The organism is Lactobacillus sp. RTP31084st1_F9_RTP31084_210423, from assembly GCF_040919545.1.
In the GTDB taxonomy this organism is placed as follows: domain Bacteria; phylum Bacillota; class Bacilli; order Lactobacillales; family Lactobacillaceae; genus Lactobacillus; species Lactobacillus paragasseri.
In genome coordinates, this window is record NZ_JBCOVH010000001.1 from 1,003,216 (window position 1) to 1,023,763 (window position 20,548).

20 protein-coding genes and 1 pseudogene are annotated in these 20,548 nt (G+C 34.5%); 4 read left to right on the forward strand and 17 right to left on the reverse strand.

Annotated features, from left to right (window positions below; translation table 11 throughout):
- Positions 1-127 precede the first annotated feature (127 nt).
- Positions 128-1,108, forward strand: a complete 981-nt coding sequence (locus tag AB5359_RS05050; protein ID WP_048686087.1) for an AraC family transcriptional regulator — start codon at positions 128-130, stop codon at positions 1,106-1,108.
- A 64-nt stretch (positions 1,109-1,172) separates the two neighbouring features.
- Here AB5359_RS05050 and glsA read toward each other — a convergent pair whose 3' ends face one another.
- From glsA to AB5359_RS05065, 3 genes are all read right to left on the reverse strand, one after another.
- Positions 1,173-2,093 carry a glutaminase A gene (gene glsA, locus AB5359_RS05055; protein ID WP_048686089.1) on the reverse strand — a complete coding sequence of 307 codons (921 nt, stop codon included), beginning with the start codon at positions 2,091-2,093 and terminating at the stop codon, positions 1,173-1,175.
- A 134-nt stretch (positions 2,094-2,227) separates the two neighbouring features.
- On the reverse strand, positions 2,228-3,643 hold the full coding sequence (locus tag AB5359_RS05060) for a DASS family sodium-coupled anion symporter (RefSeq protein WP_003647648.1): 1,416 nt from the start codon (positions 3,641-3,643) through the stop codon (positions 2,228-2,230).
- Between the two features lie 26 nt (positions 3,644-3,669).
- On the reverse strand, positions 3,670-5,463 hold the full coding sequence (locus AB5359_RS05065) for an FAD-binding protein (RefSeq protein ID WP_048686091.1): 1,794 nt from the start codon (positions 5,461-5,463) through the stop codon (positions 3,670-3,672).
- A gap of 210 nt (positions 5,464-5,673) precedes the next feature.
- On the opposite strand from AB5359_RS05065, the gene AB5359_RS05070 reads away from it, so the two are divergent.
- Complete coding sequence (locus tag AB5359_RS05070; protein ID WP_048686093.1) at positions 5,674-6,558, forward strand: LysR family transcriptional regulator; 885 nt, start codon at positions 5,674-5,676, stop codon at positions 6,556-6,558.
- A gap of 147 nt (positions 6,559-6,705) precedes the next feature.
- On the opposite strand, the gene lacG is transcribed toward AB5359_RS05070, so the two are convergent.
- The 12 genes from lacG to AB5359_RS05130 all read right to left on the reverse strand — a co-directional run bounded on the left by lacG (position 6,706) and on the right by AB5359_RS05130 (position 16,710).
- Positions 6,706-8,133 (reverse strand): 6-phospho-beta-galactosidase, encoded by a 1,428-nt coding sequence (gene lacG / locus AB5359_RS05075; RefSeq protein ID WP_048686095.1) that lies wholly within the window; start codon positions 8,131-8,133, stop codon positions 6,706-6,708.
- Positions 8,134-8,148: 15 nt separating this feature from the next.
- Positions 8,149-9,846 (reverse strand): PTS lactose transporter subunit IIBC, encoded by a 1,698-nt coding sequence (locus AB5359_RS05080; protein ID WP_048686097.1) that lies wholly within the window; start codon positions 9,844-9,846, stop codon positions 8,149-8,151.
- Between the two features lie 53 nt (positions 9,847-9,899).
- The gene (locus AB5359_RS05085; RefSeq protein WP_048686098.1) at positions 9,900-10,256 is read right to left on the reverse strand and encodes a PTS lactose/cellobiose transporter subunit IIA; all 357 of its coding nucleotides are present in this window, start codon (positions 10,254-10,256) and stop codon (positions 9,900-9,902) included.
- Between the two features lie 11 nt (positions 10,257-10,267).
- Positions 10,268-11,107, reverse strand: a complete 840-nt coding sequence (locus AB5359_RS05090; protein WP_048686100.1) for a PRD domain-containing protein — start codon at positions 11,105-11,107, stop codon at positions 10,268-10,270.
- Between the two features lie 303 nt (positions 11,108-11,410).
- Positions 11,411-11,668: a hypothetical protein gene (locus tag AB5359_RS05095; protein WP_003647656.1), complete on the reverse strand. Its 258-nt coding sequence runs from the start codon at positions 11,666-11,668 to the stop codon at positions 11,411-11,413.
- A gap of 28 nt (positions 11,669-11,696) precedes the next feature.
- Positions 11,697-13,115, reverse strand: a complete 1,419-nt coding sequence (locus AB5359_RS05100; protein WP_048686102.1) for a PTS transporter subunit IIC — start codon at positions 13,113-13,115, stop codon at positions 11,697-11,699.
- Between the two features lie 24 nt (positions 13,116-13,139).
- Entirely contained in the window at positions 13,140-13,454 is a 315-nt protein-coding gene (locus tag AB5359_RS05105; protein ID WP_020806868.1) for a phosphotransferase system, galacitol-specific IIB component, read from the reverse strand.
- A 27-nt stretch (positions 13,455-13,481) separates the two neighbouring features.
- Positions 13,482-13,973, reverse strand: coding sequence for a PTS sugar transporter subunit IIA (locus AB5359_RS05110; RefSeq protein ID WP_003649285.1), 492 nt, complete (start codon positions 13,971-13,973; stop codon positions 13,482-13,484).
- A 240-nt stretch (positions 13,974-14,213) separates the two neighbouring features.
- Positions 14,214-14,894 carry a DUF4867 family protein gene (locus tag AB5359_RS05115; protein ID WP_368279998.1) on the reverse strand — a complete coding sequence of 227 codons (681 nt, stop codon included), beginning with the start codon at positions 14,892-14,894 and terminating at the stop codon, positions 14,214-14,216.
- 18 nt (positions 14,895-14,912) lie between these two features.
- Positions 14,913-15,488 carry a galactose-6-phosphate isomerase subunit LacB gene (gene lacB / locus AB5359_RS05120; protein WP_048686106.1) on the reverse strand — a complete coding sequence of 192 codons (576 nt, stop codon included), beginning with the start codon at positions 15,486-15,488 and terminating at the stop codon, positions 14,913-14,915.
- A 13-nt stretch (positions 15,489-15,501) separates the two neighbouring features.
- A complete protein-coding gene (gene lacA, locus AB5359_RS05125) occupies positions 15,502-15,930 on the reverse strand; it encodes a galactose-6-phosphate isomerase subunit LacA (RefSeq protein ID WP_003647662.1) in 429 nt (142 codons plus the stop codon).
- A gap of 15 nt (positions 15,931-15,945) precedes the next feature.
- Positions 15,946-16,710 (reverse strand): DeoR/GlpR family DNA-binding transcription regulator, encoded by a 765-nt coding sequence (locus tag AB5359_RS05130; RefSeq protein ID WP_048686108.1) that lies wholly within the window; start codon positions 16,708-16,710, stop codon positions 15,946-15,948.
- 418 nt (positions 16,711-17,128) lie between these two features.
- Between AB5359_RS05130 and AB5359_RS05135 the strand changes: the two are divergent.
- Positions 17,129-18,431 (forward strand): annotated as a pseudogene (locus AB5359_RS05135) (solute carrier family 23 protein).
- 99 nt (positions 18,432-18,530) lie between these two features.
- On the opposite strand, the gene AB5359_RS05140 reads toward AB5359_RS05135, so the two are convergent.
- Positions 18,531-18,725 (reverse strand): hypothetical protein, encoded by a 195-nt coding sequence (locus AB5359_RS05140; protein ID WP_223890194.1) that lies wholly within the window; start codon positions 18,723-18,725, stop codon positions 18,531-18,533.
- 58 nt (positions 18,726-18,783) lie between these two features.
- Positions 18,784-19,620, reverse strand: coding sequence for an AraC family transcriptional regulator (locus AB5359_RS05145; RefSeq protein WP_048686112.1), 837 nt, complete (start codon positions 19,618-19,620; stop codon positions 18,784-18,786).
- A gap of 105 nt (positions 19,621-19,725) precedes the next feature.
- Between AB5359_RS05145 and AB5359_RS05150 the strand changes: the two genes are divergently transcribed.
- Positions 19,726-20,532 (forward strand): Cof-type HAD-IIB family hydrolase, encoded by an 807-nt coding sequence (locus AB5359_RS05150; RefSeq protein WP_048686113.1) that lies wholly within the window; start codon positions 19,726-19,728, stop codon positions 20,530-20,532.
- Positions 20,533-20,548: the final 16 nt, after the last annotated feature.

Genomic DNA, 20,548 nt, shown 5'->3' on the forward strand with positions numbered 1-20,548 from the left:
AAAGCGCATACAATTACGTGCTATAATATAAATACTCACCAAACTTACGATTTAATATAATCAATATGTGTGAGTAATTAAATAAGAGTAAATTGATTTTTATAGTTAGTTATAAGGTGATAGTGAAATGATTACAAACATAGATAGCTATTTAAGAAAAACAACTCCATCAGAACAAAAACATTTAAATAACCCTTCTAGAAAATTGTCAGAACGATATAAAGAAATTGCAAAAATAAAATATGATAGTAAAAATATATACAAATTTAGTTATAAAAATTTTTTAGGAACTAATACTATTGGCATAGTTAAAGATACCCGTTATACAAGCATACCTACACATATTCATTCAGTCATTTCGATAGTGTATGTTTATGATGGGATTTCTATCCAACATATAAATAATAAAAAGCTAATTCTAAAAAAGGGAGATTTATGTATTCTTGATCAAAATGTTATTCATTCAGTTGAATATCTAAATAAAAATGACATAGTAATATCAATTACTATGAAAAAAGATTATTTATTCAACAAATTGCTAACTAATATTTCTAACGGAAGTATAATATCTATGTTTTTAGCAAATGCAATTTCTAAAGAAACTGCCCATAATCAATATATATTGTTCACAAAAATTAATTCAGAAGCTCGAAAAATCATCAACAATATGCTAAGTGAATATTTTGATAAAACGCTTTGTAGCAACCAAATAATTGATGCTGATATGGTTCTTTTGTTAAGCAATTTAATAAGAACGTACCAACAAGTAAAACAAAAATATATAAAATCTAATCTCTCTATATATGACTTACTTCAATATATTGATTTCCATTTTAAAGATTTAACTTTAGAGAAGATGGCAACACACTTTTCATTTACTCCAAATTATTTAAGTTACCTAATAAAAAAAGAAATGGGGATTTCATTTAAAGAATTAGTTATCAAAACTAAACTTAACTATGCATGTGAATTTATAAAAAATACTGATATTCCAATATATAAAATAGCAGAGAAAGTTGGATACAATAATTTAGGCTTTTTTTATAAAAAGTTTAAATCTATTTATGGGTTAAGTCCTAATGATTACAGAAAAAAGAACAATAACTAAAAAAAGCTAAGCATCCCGCAAAAAATAGCGAGTAGCTTAGCTTTTTTCTATCAAAATTTATAATTTAATCAAAAATATCTAGCTCTAAGTCTTCAACAATATCCTTTAATAACTCTAATCCAGCAACACTATTGCCAGCCTTATCAAGTGCAGGGCTAAAAATCCCAATTCCATATCTATGTGGTGCAGCTGACATTAAACCGCCACCAACTCCGCTTTTAGTTGGCACACCAATTAACCGAGAATAAGTTCCTGACTGATTATAAAGCCCTGTTGTCATCATCAATGATTTAATACATCTTGCTCCTTCAACAGAAAAAATTCGCTTTCCATCCCAAGGTTTTACGCCGTTATTAGCCAGAACAGCACCTAAGTTTGCCAAGGAGCGTGCTGTAACCATCATTGAACATTGCTTAAAATAAGTATCAAGGCTTGTTATTACATCCCCAAGCATCATATTTTTAGATTCCATATAATATGCAAGTGACCGGTCGAGATTACCAGTCCGTCTTTCAGAATGATAAATAATTTGATCTAAATAAAGATTAGGATCATTACAAATATCACGGGCAAATGATAAGATTTCCTCAAATGCTCCTTCTCCGGTCTTACTTACTACCATCGATGTTGTGGCAATAGCACCGGCGTTAATAAACGGATTCAGTGGATATTTGGCCTTTTCAATCTCCATATTAAGAATTGAATTAAAGGCAAAACCGGTTTGACGAGATCCAACATGCTTAAATACTTCTTGGATCCCCATCTTCTTTATAGCAAGCATCAAGGTAATTACTTTTGAAATACTCTCGATTGCAAATCGAACTTCACTTTGCCCAGCTTCACCAATTTCGCCATCATCTAAGTCATACAAAGCTACGCCTAATTGTTTAGGATTAACTTCAGCTAAAGCAGGAATATAACTAGCAACTTTTCCTTCTTTTTCTTTGGGTAAATTTTTCTTAACCAATTCTTCTAATTGAATCATAGCTATCTCTTTTCTATGAAAAACACACTCTCACTTTAAGCATAGATGATTCAATTGATTAGGTGAAATATTTGGGATTACAAAATAAAACAAAAAAATATCAGCGATAACGTGTACCACTGATATTTTATTTTTTACCAAAAACCAATTATTTTAGTCCAAAGCAGACCGCCGCCAAGCCATACAATATTCAAAAAGACACCGAAAATTGCGGACAATTTCCACCAATCTGATGATTTTACATATCCTGTGGTTGAAAGAAGCGCTGCTGGTCCAGCTGAATAAGGAGTCGTTGAACAAAAGATTGACCCTGCAAAGCCTAGCATTAATCCCGCCATTAGCTTTGGAACACCAGCTCCAAGTGCAATTGATAGAAAACCTGCTAAAACGGCTGAACTTTGCGTGGTAATAGATGGGAACATATAGTGAATATAAAAGTAAACCAAGAATAGAATTACTAAGACCCAAACCCAGTTAACGCCATGAAGCATTAGACCTAATTCCTTTGAGAACCAAGGGAAAAAGCCTAATTTCATTAATTTCTGTGACATAAGCATCACAATTGATAGCCATACAATCAAGCTCCAAGCACCCTTTTGATCCATCATATCTTTAACAGTAATGACACCAGAAATCAGTAAAATTGAAACTGCGATAAAACCAACTAAAGTTGCATCAATTCCGATACTTGATCCTAATAACCATAAAAGTAGTGCCAAAACAAATACGCAAGCCATGATCTTTTCAGCAGGCGTCATTTTCCCCATTTCTTCAAGCTTCTTACTTGCCCATGCATTAGCATTAGGTGTTTCTTTAACTTCTGGTGGATAAATTTTATATAAAATAAATGGTACTAAAATCAGAGAAATAAGACCTGGAACAATTGCTGCTAAAAACCATTGCATCCATGAGACAGTAATTCCTTGCGTTTTTGCAATACCCAAGGCAACCATATTTCCAGCTAATCCAGTTAAAAACATGGTTGAAGTTACAATATTTACCTCGTATTCGTTAAAAATTAAATACGATCCTAGCTTTCTTTGTGTACCTTCTTTTGGATCTGACCCCATTTGTCTAGATAAAGCGTCAATAATTGGATACATAATACCATTAACACGTGCAATATTGCTTGGAATGGCGATCGCCATTAAGGTTTCAACCGTTGAAAGTGAATAAGCTAAGCCAATTGTTCTTTTACCAAAAGACCTAATAAATAGATAAGCAACACGTTTACCCAATCCTGATCTAATAAATCCAGCAGACATGAACAAGCACATTGCAATTAACCAAACAGTCGTATTCCCAAAAGATGCAGATACTTCTTTAATATTAAAAATATGAAGTAGCGTACCAATTGTAACAGCAACCAAAGTAGAACCAACCATCGGTAATGGTTTAGTAATACATGCCACGATTGTGGCAATAAATAAGGCAAATAAATGCCATGCAATTGGTGTTATTGCAGCCGGTCTAAAAGGTGTAATGATCCACAATACACATCCAATAATTACTGGAAGTATAAATCCCTTCCAATTTACTTTTGCTAACATTTGTATATCTTCTCCCCTAACCAAAGCTATTTGCTTTTACGAGCATTCTCTATTGCTTGTTTCACAGCATCTTTAAATGCTCTACTAGTTGTACTTGCACCAGAAACTGAGTCCACGTCAGCAGAATTATGGTCGAGCATTTCTTGGGTCAATTTTGGTATTGCCTGACCACCCAAATCGCCAGATTCTTTTTCTTGAAGCGTTTCGATATTCTTTAAGTTTTGATTTTCATCTAAAGTTACACGAACAACAATTGGAAGATCATTAATCCCTTGATCGCTTGACCCAATTCCTTGATTTTTACCAGCTTCAAAATGCATCTTAACTTGATGTGCATCACTCTTTAAATCTTCATGAACTTGACTTGCGCTAGTAACAGCATCTGGAAGATCTACGTTATTCTTTATTTTTGCTGCATTAGTTCCAGCAATCTTTCCTGAAATTAATAAATCAGCAATTGAATTGGCCCCTAAATACTTAGTGGCAAAAATGTCTCCTAATTCTCCGGCTTCATATAAATTAGGAATTGCCTTTCCATCAAGTCCAATTACTTCACATTTAGAATTTCTCTGTGCACCACCATGTGTATGCAAAATATTATGACGAACAGGAATTGCATAGTATGGGCCTTCTTTTAAAGATCTCATAGTTTCAATTTTTCTGTTCAAAAACATATCTCGTTTTTTCACATCAGTTAAGAAATTAAAGTCTTCAACTGCCTGCTTTAAATATGGCGCATCAATTTTTTTAGATAATTTTTCAATTGAATCAGCTTTAATTGCATATGAAATCAATTCTTTAATTTGATCTGCCTTAGCTGACTGATCGTTAGAAAGCTGCTCATATTGAGCTTGATCCATAATGATATGTGGATGATTTTGATTAGGAATCATAACCCAATTTCCATGATTGTACTTGTAGCCATGACGATCTTCTTCATCTTCTCTAAAGTAACGAGTTCCATCATCCCCTGCCACAAAAATTGACCCATTAAATAAGCTCTTCCAATTAATCATGTAAGCAAATTTTTCTCGTGGTTCATTTTGTCTAAGTGATAAGCCATGTGAATCGTAGTTAGACATATGCCATAATCCCGCACCTGCTTCAACAGCAAGATCAATTCCCTTACCACGGTTATACAAAGTACCAATTGGCGCAAGCGAGCCTTGACCTAAAAAGTCTTGAATCATACTTTGATTATTTTCAAAACCGCCTAGACTTAAGACAACTCCTCTTTTAGCAGCAACATTTACTTCTCTATTATTTCGCTTAATAACAGCACCCATTACTGTATTAGTTTCTGGATCTTGAATTAAGTGCTCTGCTGGCGATTCAAACCAAATATCAATTTTGTCTAATCGATCAAAAACTTGCTTACGAAGCAATTTCCAAAATCCGCCATTGTACATCCCTTTAGTCATACTTTGAGACTGCATAGAAGCTGCATCTTTATATTCTGGATATTCTCCATTTGGTCTTCTACCCGTTGGTTGAGCTTCAATTCCAAAATACTTTTTTGAATACTCCTTCATTTGCATTACATTTTTGATAAAGGTATCTAAAGCTTCTTCATCATACTCAAATGGATAATAGGTCTGCTTATAGTATTCTTTCAGTTGATCGAAATTTGATCCCCAAGCAAAAGCACCGCCAGCATATCTAGTATTACCACCTTCGCTTCCTTCAGGAGCAGCATCAATCAAAAGAACTTTTGCATTATTATCAGCAGCAAAACGCGCTGCACCTGCTCCGGCGCCACCAAAACCAATTACAATTACATCATATGTGGCATCCCAAGATACTTTCGTCTTATACACCATATGCTCTTCTCCTCACAAACTTGTTTCATCCTTTACACATAGCAATTTATATCTCTTTATAAACTTTTTCTAGTGGGTAATTGTGAATAAAATTGAACTACTCAACTCTATAAAACCGCATATATCATAGCTTCCTTGTGATTGTGAAAAATGTAACTTATAATTAAAAAAGATTAGTTTATAAAAAATATTTATAAAAGAGATAATAATATGAACGATAAGGATCTATTATATTTTTGCAAATTAGTTGAAACGCAGAACTATACCGTGACTGCTAATTCATTCAACGTTACACAACCGACAATTTCGATGGCGATCAAGCGACTTCAAAATAGATTTGATGATCCCTTGATTTTTCAAAAGAATCGCAAAAGTAAAATTACACTCTCACCCGCAGGTGAATTACTTTATCAGAAAGCCAAATACCTTTTAAAAGAAATGGCAAGTATCGATTACGACGTTAAACACGCCAATATTAAAAAAATTAGAGTAGCTTTTTCTGGGATTGCTGGTAGTATTTATATTCCTGAAATTATAGAAAAATTTTATAAAGAAGATATTGTTAACCTGTTAGATGCTCGCTTAGAAAGAAGTGCGACTGCATTTAAAGATTTAAATAATGGCGACGTAGACGTTGCTATCTATTCTTGGATGGTGCCGATCAACGATCCTGCCTATTTTATCCGTAATTTAGATAGAACAGAATTAGTCATTATTACCGGTAAAGATGACCCTTGGGAAAATAAAAAAGTCATTGATGCCCAGGAATTAAGAAACCGCAAGTTTGTGGCCAGACAAAAAGGTTACTTAACCAGAGAATGTTTGGAAGAAGAGGCAAAGCTCGGCGATTTTACTCCAAACATTTTATACACGGCTCGAACAATGAAACTAATGATCGATTTAGTCAAAAGAAACGTTGGTATTGCTCTAGCAATGGAGAATTCCGTTAAAGATGAAAAAGATCTCCACATAATTCGTCTTCGTTCAGGACAAAAACTCTGGGCATACATGCAAATTGCAATGAGAAAAAGTTTTATTCCCAATAAATATCAAAAACAAGGAATTGACATTCTTCGGAAATTCCATCTAAATTAAACAAAACCAGCTAAACACTAAATGCTTAGCTGGTTTTTACCTGCACGTTCACTTAAACTTCATATCTACTTTTAAACTCTTTTAAACTTTTCCATCAAAAAAACTAAGTACTTTTATTCAGTACTTAGTTTTTTCAAATGCTTATTTTTAATCAATAGAAGGAATTTCTCGAGTTTCAGCTAGTTTCTTATACCAATATGCGCTCTTTTTAGCATAACGCTTCTGCGTCTTGAAGTCGACATAGAATAAACCATAACGCTTTGAATAACCATTCGTCCAAGAGAACATATCTTGCAGTGACCATACAAAGTAACCATTGACTGGAATACCAGCTTCAATTGCCTTAGCTACTTCTTCCATATGTTGCTTTAGATAATCAATTCTTGGTGTATCATCGATGATCTTATCTTCGCCTTCAAACTTATCTTTATAACCCATTCCGTTTTCGGTAATATAGATTGAATGAACTAAAGGATAATCATCGTAAACACGCTTCAATTGATCATACATCCCTTGTGGATAAATGATCCAATCCCAATCAGTTGCTGGCAAGTCCTTCGGGTGAATTTCTTCACCAACGCCTTTCATACGGTTGACATCAGTTCCCTTTTCACCAGTACCGTTATGAATGATTTCGGTGTCACCATGATATTCTTTCATAAACTTCGAGAAGTAATAGTTAACTCCCACAAAGTCTAATTGCTTTGCAGCTTTAAGAAGTACTTTTTCATCTTCTGACTTGATGTCAATCATTTGTTGACCATTAGCATCAATAATCTCTTTTACTAAAGCAAGCGTATGCTTAGAATACTTACCAGCTAACGTTCCATCAAGATAAAACTTATTTTCTAAAACGTCTTTTAATTCAGCAGCATGCTTGTCACCTTCGCTGTCTGTTGCTGGATAAACAGTTTGAAGAGCATGAACAATACCAATTTGGCCAGTATAGCCTGCTTCTTTATAAGCATTAACAATTCGGGCATGAACTAGATTCTGGTTATATTCAGCTTTAAAACACTTATCAAATTGATCCTTGTATGCAGGAGGGAATGTTCCACCAACATATTGTTGACCAGCCATTGATGTAGGTTCGTTAATGGTAATCCAGTATCTAACTTCGCCAGCATACTCCTTAAAGCAGAACTTAGCATATTCAACAAAAGCATCTAACATTTCTTGTGATAGCCAGCCACCCTTGTTTTGCAAGGCTTGTGGTGTATCAAAGTGATGAAGCGTTACGAAAGGTTCTACGCCTTCTTCATGACATTTCTTAAATAACTTGTGGTAGTATTCAACACCTCTTGGCTCAATTCTTCCTTCACCTTCAGGGAAAATTCTTGCCCAGTCAATTGAAACTCTAATTGCGTTAATGTGAAACTTTTTACATAATTCTAAGTCTTCTGGATAACGGTGGTAAAAATCACAAGCTGGATCTGGATTAATTGTTCCTTGTTCACGCAAGTACTTATCCCAGATTACTTCACCTTTACCATCTTCTTTTGTTGCGCCTTCACATTGGTAAGCAGCAGTTGCACCACCAAAGTAAAATCCTTTTGGAAATTTAAATTCTTTCATTAATTTTTACCTCAATTACTTATCTTCATTCTTGCCTTCAAGGCTATCAACAACAAACTTAAATGCTAAATCAGGTTTCTGAGTTAATTCAATGTACTGACGTCCAGTAGTAGTGACTAATTTAGAACCGTCATGATCGGCAATTTCTTTCAAGTTATCCTTCATACTATCCATCTGTGGAGCCAAAATAATTAAGTCCATATCATGAATAATATCCATGTGTTGACCATAAGCACGAGCTGCTGCGTGAAGTGGCAAATTACGTTCTTTAGCCATCTTGTTTAAGGCCTTAGCTAAGATACCTGAAGTACCACCACCGGCACAGATAACCATTACGTTAGTATCTTTGGTAATACCTTCTTTAGCTTCTTTGTCAGTAGCTGTAAGACTAGCAGTTGAATCATCAGCAGCAGTAGCTACGCCAGAAGCTTGTTCTGCAGCAAGCTTAGCTTGTTCTTGTTTGTACAAATCGTTGTCGTAGAACTTAAAGAATGGAATCCAAATTAAAGTATCAACAACTAAAGTTAAAATTACATAAACAAATGATAAACCAGCAAAACCAGAAGATACGATAATACCAATTGGAGCTGGAACAGTCCAAGGTAAAGTGTTGTATAAAGCGTTCATGTGAAGAACTTGAACAAAGAATTTATAAGCACAGACATTGAACATTGGTGTTACCAAAAATGGAATGAAGAATACTGGGTTCATGATAATTGGAGCACCAAACAAAATAGGTTCGTTAACTGAGAAACATCCAGGAATAACTGCGGCTTTACCAGCAGCCTTGTTTTGAGCTGATTTAGCTAAAAGTAAGAAGATGAATGGAACTACGAAAGTTGATCCAGTACCACCCATGTTCATAACGTAGTCTTGACAGTTAATAGTTAAAGCATGACTTGCTTGCATTCCGGCATGAACTAATTGTTGATTCAAACCAACATTAGTAGTTTCAATTGCGGCTACGGCTGGAGCAACAATTGAAGGACCTTGCACACCAACAAACCAGAAGAATGCCATTGCACCAGCAACTAATGCTAAACCACCGTAAGTATCACTTGCATGGAATAATGGTGAAAGAACTTTTACCACACATTCAGATAAGTTAGCACCAAAGAATTGATTTAATACAATTTGTACCAACCAGAATAATGCTACTGAAAAAGTCATTGGAAAAATGTCTTTAAAAGTTTGAGCAATATTTTGCGGTACTACATCTGGCATTTTAATAGTTACATTATGCTTAATACATTGATAGTAAATGTTAGGTACAATCAAACCAACAATATATGAAGCAATTAATCCTTGCGTACCTAAGTAAGTTAAATCTAATCCGTTCTTACCAACTTTAATAGCAATAATAATAAATGAAATTTCAGCAGCTAAGATAACATTCATTGAGTTAATTTGGTTTGTCTTAGGTAGCTTTAAGTTCTTATAATCCGTTAAATTCTTTGCACAGGTTGCAGTTACATATAAAGCTAACAATCCCATTGAATAGTTGTAAGGCAAAACCAATGCATTTTCTACTGCCTTTGGCCAATAAAATCCCCATGCGTTTGGTACATATGCAATCAGCGTAAACAAACTTGAAAACAAAATAATTGGCATGGCAGCAATAAAGCCGTCACGAACTGCTGAAACATATGGATTAGCCGCTATTTTTTCGAATTTAGGCTTCATCTTATCCATTGTTTTGGTAAAACCATTCATCTTTTCTTCCTCCTCTTTCGTAAATTTTTAAAAACTATTTGTTTTTAATCACTTTATTCAATGCTTTTTCCTTCGAGCTTATTTACTCGTTCATAAAGATTAATAATTGTCTTCATCTGGTCCTTCAAAAGCATTGTAGTCATCAATGTATCTTGACCGTGAACCATAATGAAAGTCACATCCATATCATCTCCTCCAGCTTCTTTACTCAAGAGCTTAGTTTGTTCATTGTGAGCTAAGTTGATTGATTCCTCCGCCTTCTTAACAAGTTCTTTTGCTTCAGTAATCTTTCCTTCACTAGCTTTATCCATTGCCTGCATTAAGTAAGTTCTTGCATCCCCTGAATATGCAACAATTGAAAAACCAGTCATTGAAATATCTTCTTTAGTAATTTGATTTTCTGCGTCCATTTTTATTCTCCTTAGATCAATCTCTGAATATGAATTGTTAAATATGTTTGTTCGCTTAACGATAACTTTATTTCTAATTTTTCTTGCATTAATTCTTTTATTCTCTGAACTATTCTCCAAGCCTTCGAATAACTAGCTTCTATTTCTCCAATCATTCCCTCGGAAATAGGTAAACTATCTGGTTCGTGATTATTAAGCCGATTAATAAAATACTTCAAATGAACTAACAATCTGTCATAATCGTTGGCATTTTTTTGCGTTCGATATATTCCATTTCTTTCAAGCTCATTTTGAACAACTTTTATGATTTCTTCATTTTCTGTTTGACTCTTCTCTTCTTCAACACTTCCACTAGTATGAGCATTGATAAAGTGAAGGGCGATACTCTTATGTTCTGACTCTGGAAAAGAAATATCTAAACTACTTTTAAATCCCTTAATTACGTCATCCGCAATTTTGTAAGCAACTGGATAATTATCACTTAAGTCTGGTAAATAATTAACATCATTTTCGCCTTTCATTAAGCGTTGATATGCACCAAACAAGTGCGTTGTTAAAGTTACGTAGATATACGGCTCAGCAGCAAAATGATATTTTGCCTGCACTTGATCAATTAAGTCATAACTTGTAGTTACAAAATCTAGCGGTACGTTTGATAACAAAGTTGTTAAATCATTAACGGTATTTCTATCTCTTATCTCAAATATTTTGTCGACATTCTCTTCTTGGATTAAATCTCCTTTTTGCTTATGAAAAGCAACACCCCTTCCCATAACAATGTTTTGTTTATTATTCCTGGTATGAACAATAGCAACATTATTGTTTAATATTTGAACTATTCGGTATTCCATCTCTCACCCCTCCAGGAAAAATAAAAAAACCACGAATTTTAATACGAGATTACAGTTAGTCATCTGTATTAAAAATTCGCGGTTTTGCCTAATCGTATTAGTAACAATCCACATTTATTTTTGCTTACACATGTATATTAGCATGTAATCTGTCTAATGTAAACGCTTTTATTAGTATTTATTTATTTTATTATTTATTGTTCCTAAATAAAAAGAGATTGGTTTCAATTCCAATCTCTTTTTGCGTGCGGTTTTTCTAAAAATATAAATCTTAACTTTTTTAATAACTTATTCTAAACTGTTTTAATTCTTATTCTTGGCGTCTAAAGGTCTGCCCTTCCAGTCATAATATTTACGGCTGAGACGATTCTTTTTATTATCGAATACCACCAAGCGATAAAGGGCATAAATAGTACCAATCATTGCAAAGCCTTCAATAAAAATATTTTTAAAGAAAAGTTGTGGAATATTAATCGCAATTACAAATATTGTCCAATATAATACTCGCTTACGTCGTGCTTCTTCTTCGCGGCTAACTTTCTTTGTCTTCATAAAAATCATCTCTACCGTTTCTAAATAATATTATTAACTATGCTTCTTTAGCAGCTGCTGCATATTTAGCATTACGCTTCTTCATTTCTGTTGAGTACCACCAGAAGATTAAAATGTAAGCAGCAATGGCTAAGATTGCATAAACAATAAACATTCCCTGATGCTTCCAAGCGTTACCTACTAAGTAACCTAAGAATTTTTCAATAGGACCTTCCATAGTAGTATCTGATACTAAAGTGTGAGCAGGAATGTTAGCACCAACTTGGTGAGCTACTTGAGTTACGAATGGAGCAACTAAAGTACCTGCCCATAGGAAGATTGGTAATTCAATGGTACCAATGATAATCATTCTAATAATCTTACCACGAGTTACAACTAACAAGGCTGGAGTAACACCCATGGCGATAATACCACCTAAAGGCATTAATCTGTTGCCTGGAATAACCATAGCTTCAATCATCATAATTGGAGCTAAAACATTGGCAGCTGCCCAAATTTCAGCACGTCCAGCGATGAATGGCCAGTCAAGACCAACATTGAATGTACGTCCCTTAAATTTTGAAGTAGCGAAGTTTGAAATACCTTGTGATAATGGTTCAACAGAAGCAATGAACCAAGAACCAATGACTGAGAACAACTCAATACATGCACCGGCTGTGAAGGAAAGAGTAAACATTGTCTTCCAACCTTGCTCAGTTGTAAAGTTGTAGCCAGCAAGTAATGAAACAAAGATACCTAAGTAAACACCAATTGCGAAACGACTGCCCCAGAAACCAATTTTTTCATTTAATTTAGCCGAGTCAAAGTCGTATTTATCAAGCCATGGTAAACATTTATCAAAAAACTTATTGAAGACCATGATTACTGGGTTCATCATGTAGTTCATGTGAGTAGTAGTCATTGGGTTGCTTGATGGAGCATCTAGCAAGTCGTCAAAGGTTGGCTTCATTAAGTCTGAGTTGACGATCTTTAAGTAACCAATAAGTAAAATTAATAAAGTTGCTAACCAAAGTGGTGCGCCGCAGAATACTGCAAACAAACCAACAAAGGCTGAGTGCCAAACATCAAAGATATCAACATCTAGTGTGTTAGTTCTCTTGAAGATCAACATTAAAACATTCAAGATAATTAAAACTAACAAGAAGTACAAGGTATATGGAGAACCCCAAGTAATAGTGGCAAGTGGTGCCCATCCCATATCCATGATATCTTTATGCATACCAGTATTCTTAACGAATTGATTCATCGCTGGTGCAAAACTGGTAGTCAATAAGTTCATAACATCGCCGATCGCCGTTAAGGCAATAGCTAATTTCATACCACCTTCAAGAGCCTTACTAAATTTAACTCTGAAACATAGAGCAATAATAGTAAGAACAACCAACATGATTGTTGGTGCTCCCATATCAATTAAAGGCTTAAAGATAGCATTCGCAAAATCAATTATCGCGTTCATTTTCTATTCCCCCAGGAATAACTGCTATTCGTTTTCTACCTTTTTAACTACTTCTTCAACCTTGTCATAAACAGGTTGAGCCATTGCTGGAATTCTGTAAAGAATTGGACCTGCTTCAATTAAAGGAATTTTAGGTTCAAATGCTAGATCAGTTTTAGCAATAGTCAAGTATGCATCATAGTGATTAAGCATATCTTCGTTTACATCCTTAATCATCACAGCATCAACATGAACATTGTGTCCACGTTTCTTCATTTCTTCTTCAACAGCATCCTTAATTTGGTGAGAAGAGTTAACCCCTGCACCACATGCAGCTAATAACTTAACTTCCTTTGCCATAATAAATACCTCCCAAAAAATATCTTCCTATTCTTGCTTAAAATTCTCACTCATAAAATCAAATATTTCTTTAGTTGAAGTGAGATTAAACAGCCTAATTAAATCTTCAACTGGCGTTGTGGATAAGAACCCCATAATCTGTGCTAGGACATTTGCCTGTCCTTCCGGATCATTGTTTAAAATCATAAATAAGAATTTAACTTCTAAACTTTCATCCGGAGCAATCATATTTTGAAACTTAATTGGATGTTTCAAAGCGATTGGAACAATCAGACGAGCATTTACAAATTCGCCTTCTGTATGAGGAATTGCGACATTTGGCAACTCTTTCGAAATTGGCGAAGTGTCAATTCCAGTTGGATAATGCTCTTCTCTTTCAATAATATGTGAAAGGAAATTTCCTTTTACATAGCCAGCCTTTAATAATTTGCCATAGACCTCTTTTAGGACTTCTTCCTTACTTGTCTTGTCGCTGGTAAAAACTGCGTCAGGAGCAAATAAACTAGTTGCCACTGTCATATGAACCACCTTTCCAGTATCTGTAAATGAACTTTTACTTTTGTTTTTATATGTTAGATATTGTTCATTTACTACACCATTATCATATAATACTGTTCGTTAAATTACAAGCGCTTTCAAAAATAATTTTGAACTTATTTTTGCATAAAAAAATGGAGCATATAATTATATGCTCCATAAGTTTCTATTAATAAAAGTTGAGGGAAATTTATAAATATTGTAGTTTATTGCGCTTATTATTTATTCATCAAGTGGAGTTGTTTTAATTACATCCCCACTTAAACCGACTTGATAACCTTGTTCAATCTTATCTTTACGAGAAGGGTGAACGACTTGGAACTTTCCGCATTTAACTACGCGTGGATTCAGACTCTTAACGCCTTCAGGTAAAACAGCGTTAGTACCATGAATTACAGCCACAATTACCTTGTAGCCCTTCTTAGTTATCTGAATTGGAGCATAGTGAAGAGTATCATTATAGAGTTCTACAATAGTACCTTTTGGCATGTAGAACATTCTAGCTTCAGTATTTGGATCAACAAAATGCTTCTCTTCCAAAGTTTCACGCTTACCAAGCACCATTAAGACATCATCAAGCATAATGTTTACTTCTGAACATTGGTGATATTCAAATGCAGTAAATGTATCTGAGTGACCCAATGTAACACCAGCATCAATTGGAATTTCACCAAAAATATCACGCTTTACAGCAAGCATAGTATAAGTGTCAGCTAGTTCAGGAATGTTAGCAATATACTTCATGCCGGTTTTGGGAATTGGAACCTTCTCCATTACCTTATAAACATCATCTAAATTAAAGTCATTAGTGTAGAGTACACCGTATTCTTTAAAAGATGGATCATCCAAAGTTAAAATCTTATATTGGGGATTTGCTTTTCTAAATTCTTCTAATTTACTCATGTTATTACCCCATTCTAACTAATCGTGGTATACACCTTCAGCCCACTTCTTGTTTTCTTCATCAAAGAAGTGTTCGTTATCTTTTTGATCAGGATTTGGCTTAGCAATGTTATCGATCTTTTCAATTAACTTCTTGTTTTCTTCAGTTGGTTGATACTTTTCATTCAAAAATGCATCAGCAATGTAGAAAATAAAGTCTCTTCCTAAAACAATACCGCCCATACCTAAGACGTTAGCATTTAATTCACGCTTAGCATACTTAGCTTGAGCAACATCGCCAACCATTGCGGCACGAATACCTTCATTCTTATCAGCTGCAGTTGAAATACCAATACCAGTACCACACATTACAATACCAACATCAGCTCTGCCGTCAGCAACAGCTTCAGCAACACGCTTACCATACATTGGGTAGTGAGTTCTAGTGTTGTCATAAGTACCAAAGTCTAAGACTTGGTATCCTTCTTCTTTCAAATGGTCAGATAATGCCATCTTAATTGGCGTAACAATGTGGTCATTACCTAATGCAACAACAGTATGTTTATCAATCTTTGGGTCTACAAATTCTGGTTGTGGTCTATCATTATCAAACATTTTCAAGCCTCCTCTAAATCATTTTTTCAAGCATGTCTAAACGAACTTGGTGACGTCCGCCTGCATATTCAGTATGCAAGTAGTAATCAATGATTGATTCGGCAAGCTTTTCACCAACAATGCCACTACCAATTGCCAATGCTTTAGCCCCGTTGTGCATAGCAGTCATGTGTCCAGTTCTTTCTTCGTTAACATCAGCAGTTACCATGCCCTTAACCTTGTTTGATGCCATTGCTGAACCAACGCCATATTCATCAAACATAATAGCCTTCTTAATACCATGGTCTAAGACTTCATGCGTAACTTTTAAGCTAGATTCTACAAAGTCTTCTGCTGGTTCTGGCGTTACATCTAATACTTCATAGCCGCCATCTTCTAGATACTTTTTAACTTTTTCTTTTAATTCAAAACCTTTTTTGTCACTACCAATAACAACTTTCATGTTGTTCTCCTTTCGCTATTCACTACCCTGATATAAAGTCGTGATTTGGCTGTAATGCTTTACGATATCCGGATCAAGCCCAGGACTTGTAATCAAACCATCAACATCGTATAAGTGATAAAACTCATAAAAGTCATTGCGGTTAATCTTGTGATAATCAGCCACAACATACTTTTTACGTGAGCGATTTAATCCCAAGCCTTGCGTCTGTCCTTCTTCTAAGTTAGCAGTCATCATTGAGGTGTCCTTGATTCCGTTTACGCCAACAAAGCCACGATCAAAAGATATTCCTCTTAACTGATTATTTGCCAATGCACCTATAAATGCTCCGCTAACTCTGCGATATGAGCCACCAATCAAAATTAGTTCATAATTGTTTGGATTCTTTTTAGCTGCTTCAAAAACAGGTAAAGAATTAGTAACAACTCGTAATTTTTTTTGATTCAATTTAGCAACCATAAACTCTAAGGTTGTTCCTGGTCCAACATAAATAGTTTCGCCATCTTGAAGAATCTTACTTGCAACTTCAGCAGCTGCTTTTTTTTCAGAAATGTTGATTTCTCTTTTTTGCATATAATTCTTTTCAACTGAATCTTGCTGAGAAATCACTTGCGCTCCCCCATGAATTCGCATCACTTTACCAGTCGTATTCAATTCATTGAGGTCTCGTCTAATTGTCATATCTGAAACTTGCAACGCCTTAGCCAATTCATCAACGGTCACAAACTTTCTATCAGTCACAATTTCTAAAATATTTCTTAATCGTTCTCTTTTTAGCATTGTTCACCTTAATTCTATTTGGCTAACCAACTCATTACATCTTTATTATATATGTTCATTTATGTTTGTCAAAGTTAATTTGTGTTCATTATTTAATTAGATAGTCAAATAGCCCTTCTAAGCTGTATTATAGCAACGATATCGCTTACAAATAAAATATTTAATTTTTTTGTGAACTTTCAAACTCACAAGTTAGAACAGCTCAAATTTCACACTTGACTTTTTTCCTATAACTTAGTTAAATAAAAAAAGAAATATAAGTGATGACCTTTAATTTAGTCCTGTGAGGCTATCAAGGAAGTCTGCGCGTAAACTATTTTTTGCATAGTTTTAAACAGAAACGACTATCTTAGAGGTAATTCTTTAGATAGCCGTTTTTTCTTTAGGTCATCCAAATATCGTTTTCAAGGAGGAAAAAATGAAAAAGATGCCTAAAGACACATTTCATAATGATGATGCGATCTTAGACGTTTATGAAAAGCCTGAACTTGGACAAGGAATTTTGCTTTCAATGCAGCACTTGTTTGCCATGTTCGGTTCAACCGTTTTAGTTCCAATTTTAGTCGGAATCAATCCAAGTATTGCCTTGCTTTCATCTGGTGTAGGTACATTAGTCCACATGCTTCTTACCCACTTCAAGATTCCAGCATACTTAGGTTCAAGTTTTGCCTTTGTTGCTACTATGCAAGCCTTAATGAGACAAGATTGCTGCTGGTCTTGTATATGTAATTGTAGCTTTAGTCATTGCAAAAGTTGGTTCTGATTGGGTTAATAAAGTTTTGCCACCTATTGTAGTTGGTCCAATTATTATCGTAATTGGTTTATCTCTAGCAACTACAGCTGCTAACGACGCCATGATGAAAGGCACTAAATACAACTTAACCTACTTTGGAGTTGCAATCTTCACATTAGTTATGACACTAATTTTCCAAATGTGCTTTAAAGGCTTTACTAGTCTAGTTTCCATTATGCTTGGAATTGTCTGTGGTTATGCCTTATCTTGCGTCTTAGGAATTGTTGACTTCTCTGGTGTAGCAAAAGCTGCTTGGTTCTCCATGCCTGCTTTAGACCTACCTGGAATCAGCTACCACTTTAAGTGGTATCCAGCTGCGATCTTAACTATGGCTCCAATTGCCTTTGTTACTATGACTGAACACATGGGACACATTATGGTTCTTAACTCTCTAACTAAGAGAAACTTTTTCAAGAATCCTGGTCTTCACAGAACTATGATGGGTGATGGTCTTTCAACAATTATTGCTGGTTTTATTGGTGGTCCACCTACCACTTCTTATGGTGAAAATATTGGTGTTTTGGCAATGACTAAGGTTCACTCAGTTTGGGTATTAGCTGGAGCTGCTGTATTTGCAATTATCTTTAGCTTTGTTGGTAAAGTCGCTGCAGTTATCGAATCAATTCCAATGCCAGTTATTGGTGGTATTTCTTTCTTATTATTCGGAACTATTGCATCTAACGGTCTTAAGATCTTAGTTGACGACAAGATTGATTTTGGTGAAAAACGTAATATGTTAATTGCCTCAGTTATTTTAGTTATCGGTATTGGTGGTGCCTACCTCCAACTTGGTAATTTTCAATTAACTTCAGTCGCTTTATGTACAATCTTCGGTATGTTAATGAACTGGATCTTACCTAAGAAGGCAGCCAGTGAAAAAGCATTAGAAGCTGAAAAGAAAGAAAAAGAGCAAAAATACTTTAATTAGTTGAATATATGAAAAGAGCTAGAACCCGTGTAATACGGATTCTAGCTTTTTTAGTAGTCCATTTCTTGTTCAAATCTATATTGCTGCAATATATACTCCTTAAAAAAATGGCAAAGTAAATGCAACCTCTCCATAATTTGTAGCTTTAATAATTTCATCGTCTAATAAACGTCTTCGATAATTAGCAATAAAGTTACTCGGTCGATCTAGTTTTTCTCGTATCTCTTTAATAGTTACCCGTTCGTTTGAGCTTTGTGCCATTGCCAAAACAAATTTTTTATCTTGTTTTGACAAATTACTAAATATTTGTGTGTATCTTATTGTATTTTTATTGCTAAAAAATATTAATAATTTATTTAATAAAATACTTACTAAACTCATTTCGATATTCCGTTGGCGTCTTATGTTTCCATTCTTTAAAATTTCTATTCAACACCCGTGCATTCGAAAATCCACTCTCAAACGCCACCAATTCAATTGGCTTATTTGTGCTCAGTAGCAATTCTCTTGCGTGCATTAAGCGAACCAACTTTAAGTATTTACCCATGCTCATATTATTGCTCTGCTTAAGTTGCCGATTCAGAGTTACATGCGAAATATTAAATTTATTTGTAATATCACTAACCTGAATATCTTCTTGAAAATGATCATTAATATATTTAATTATTTCATCCCCCAAGGGAAGATTAGGACTTCTAGTAACTGGCTCTTTCTTATTAAAATTCTGATCAAGTAAGACAATAATTTTCATTAAATGACTTAAAATCATAAAACGTCGAGCGTCAGTCAAGCTTTTTTGACACAATTCACCAAGTTCAACAACTTCTTTTTTTAACTCCTTATAAGCAGTTTGATTATTAGTACTATTTTTACCTAATAAATCAAGATTCCAATTGATACTCGTTGGATACTGGCTCAATAAAAAGTCATCATCAATAATAAAACCTTCATACTTCCAGTCTTCATTTTCACCTGAAGCACTATGAATTTGCCGGCGGTTAACTAGCCAGATATCGCCACTATTGAAATGGTAAGTTTTACCCTCAAGTGCAAAACGCAAATCTTTTCCTTTAATTAAATAGTTAAGCTCAATTCCCTGATGCCAATGCTCTGGCTCATTTACCTGATTATCATGATAAAAATAAAATGGCAGTCTTTGATTATTTTGAACTTCCTCATGCTCAACCATTGTAATCCCTTTCAAAATAATTACTTCTTAGTTACAGAAATGACACTTAGTTTCTATTTATAAATGGTATCTTAATAGTGTAAAAAATACGAGGAGGAAATAAAAATGATTAAATTAATCGCCTTAGATACAGACGGTACACTTTTAAACTCTAAAAATAAAATTCTTCCCTCTACTAAAGCAGCAATAAGAAAAGCTTTAGATCAGGGAGTCAAGGTTGTCCTTTGCTCTGGTCGACCAATCGCAGGTCTTGCGCATTTCATGAAAGAACTTGGAATTGAAGGCAGTGATCAATACGCCGTCACCTTAAACGGTGCAATTACGAGAAACGCAGACGGTAAAATAATGACACAAGATCTAGTCAATAACGATCTTTACCGCAAACTAACTAAATTTGCTAAAGAACAAAAAGTTCCTTTTAATATTGTTGATCCAGACTCAAGAATTATTACTGCCGATCGTGATGTAGACTACTTTGAATTATTACAAGCCTGGGAAAATACTGCTCCAATGTTCATTAGAACTCCTGATGAAATGCCTAATGACTTCCAGATTTCTAAAGGATGTTTTGTCGGCAATAAAGACCTTCTTGATCAAGTTGAACCAATATTAAGAACAAAGTTTGATCAAGATTTATATATTGTTCGTGCAGATGACCATTTCTTAGAATGTCTACATCCAAACGTAAACAAAGGAAACGGTTTGAAAGAATTAGGTGAAAAGATTGGCATTAGCACTAACGAAATGATTGCTTTTGGGGATGAAAGAAATGACATTTCTATGTTTGATATCGTAGGAACTGCTGTGGCTATGGGTAATGGAAGTCAAGAAGCTAAAGATCACGCAAACTTTATCACTGCATCAAACGATGATGACGGCATCGCAAAGGCTTTAGATAAGTTTGTTTTTTAATAAATTATTAAAAGGA

What these genes read in the sequence shown, in the direction of transcription:
- AB5359_RS05105 (WP_020806868.1), bottom strand. Translation starts at nt 13,454, where the DNA reads ATGGCAAAGGAAGTTAAGTTATTAGCTGCATGTGGTGCAGGGGTTAAC.
- AB5359_RS05065 (WP_048686091.1), bottom strand. Translation starts at nt 5,463, where the DNA reads ATGGTGTATAAGACGAAAGTATCTTGGGATGCCACATATGATGTAATT.
- AB5359_RS05060 (WP_003647648.1), bottom strand. Translation starts at nt 3,643, where the DNA reads ATGTTAGCAAAAGTAAATTGGAAGGGATTTATACTTCCAGTAATTATT.
- AB5359_RS05050 (WP_048686087.1), top strand. Translation starts at nt 128, where the DNA reads ATGATTACAAACATAGATAGCTATTTAAGAAAAACAACTCCATCAGAA.
- AB5359_RS05090 (WP_048686100.1), bottom strand. Translation starts at nt 11,107, where the DNA reads ATGGAATACCGAATAGTTCAAATATTAAACAATAATGTTGCTATTGTT.
- glsA (WP_048686089.1), bottom strand. Translation starts at nt 2,093, where the DNA reads ATGATTCAATTAGAAGAATTGGTTAAGAAAAATTTACCCAAAGAAAAA.
- AB5359_RS05100 (WP_048686102.1), bottom strand. Translation starts at nt 13,115, where the DNA reads ATGAACGCGATAATTGATTTTGCGAATGCTATCTTTAAGCCTTTAATT.
- AB5359_RS05145 (WP_048686112.1), bottom strand. Translation starts at nt 19,620, where the DNA reads ATGGTTGAGCATGAGGAAGTTCAAAATAATCAAAGACTGCCATTTTAT.
- AB5359_RS05110 (WP_003649285.1), bottom strand. Translation starts at nt 13,973, where the DNA reads ATGACAGTGGCAACTAGTTTATTTGCTCCTGACGCAGTTTTTACCAGC.
- AB5359_RS05115 (WP_368279998.1), bottom strand. Translation starts at nt 14,894, where the DNA reads ATGAGTAAATTAGAAGAATTTAGAAAAGCAAATCCCCAATATAAGATT.
- AB5359_RS05095 (WP_003647656.1), bottom strand. Translation starts at nt 11,668, where the DNA reads ATGATTTTTATGAAGACAAAGAAAGTTAGCCGCGAAGAAGAAGCACGA.
- AB5359_RS05130 (WP_048686108.1), bottom strand. Translation starts at nt 16,710, where the DNA reads ATGCTAAAAAGAGAACGATTAAGAAATATTTTAGAAATTGTGACTGAT.
- lacB (WP_048686106.1), bottom strand. Translation starts at nt 15,488, where the DNA reads ATGTTTGATAATGATAGACCACAACCAGAATTTGTAGACCCAAAGATT.
- lacG (WP_048686095.1), bottom strand. Translation starts at nt 8,133, where the DNA reads ATGAAAGAATTTAAATTTCCAAAAGGATTTTACTTTGGTGGTGCAACT.
- AB5359_RS05070 (WP_048686093.1), top strand. Translation starts at nt 5,674, where the DNA reads ATGAACGATAAGGATCTATTATATTTTTGCAAATTAGTTGAAACGCAG.
- lacA (WP_003647662.1), bottom strand. Translation starts at nt 15,930, where the DNA reads ATGAAAGTTGTTATTGGTAGTGACAAAAAAGGTTTTGAATTAAAAGAA.
- AB5359_RS05085 (WP_048686098.1), bottom strand. Translation starts at nt 10,256, where the DNA reads ATGGACGCAGAAAATCAAATTACTAAAGAAGATATTTCAATGACTGGT.
- AB5359_RS05150 (WP_048686113.1), top strand. Translation starts at nt 19,726, where the DNA reads ATGATTAAATTAATCGCCTTAGATACAGACGGTACACTTTTAAACTCT.
- AB5359_RS05080 (WP_048686097.1), bottom strand. Translation starts at nt 9,846, where the DNA reads ATGAATGGTTTTACCAAAACAATGGATAAGATGAAGCCTAAATTCGAA.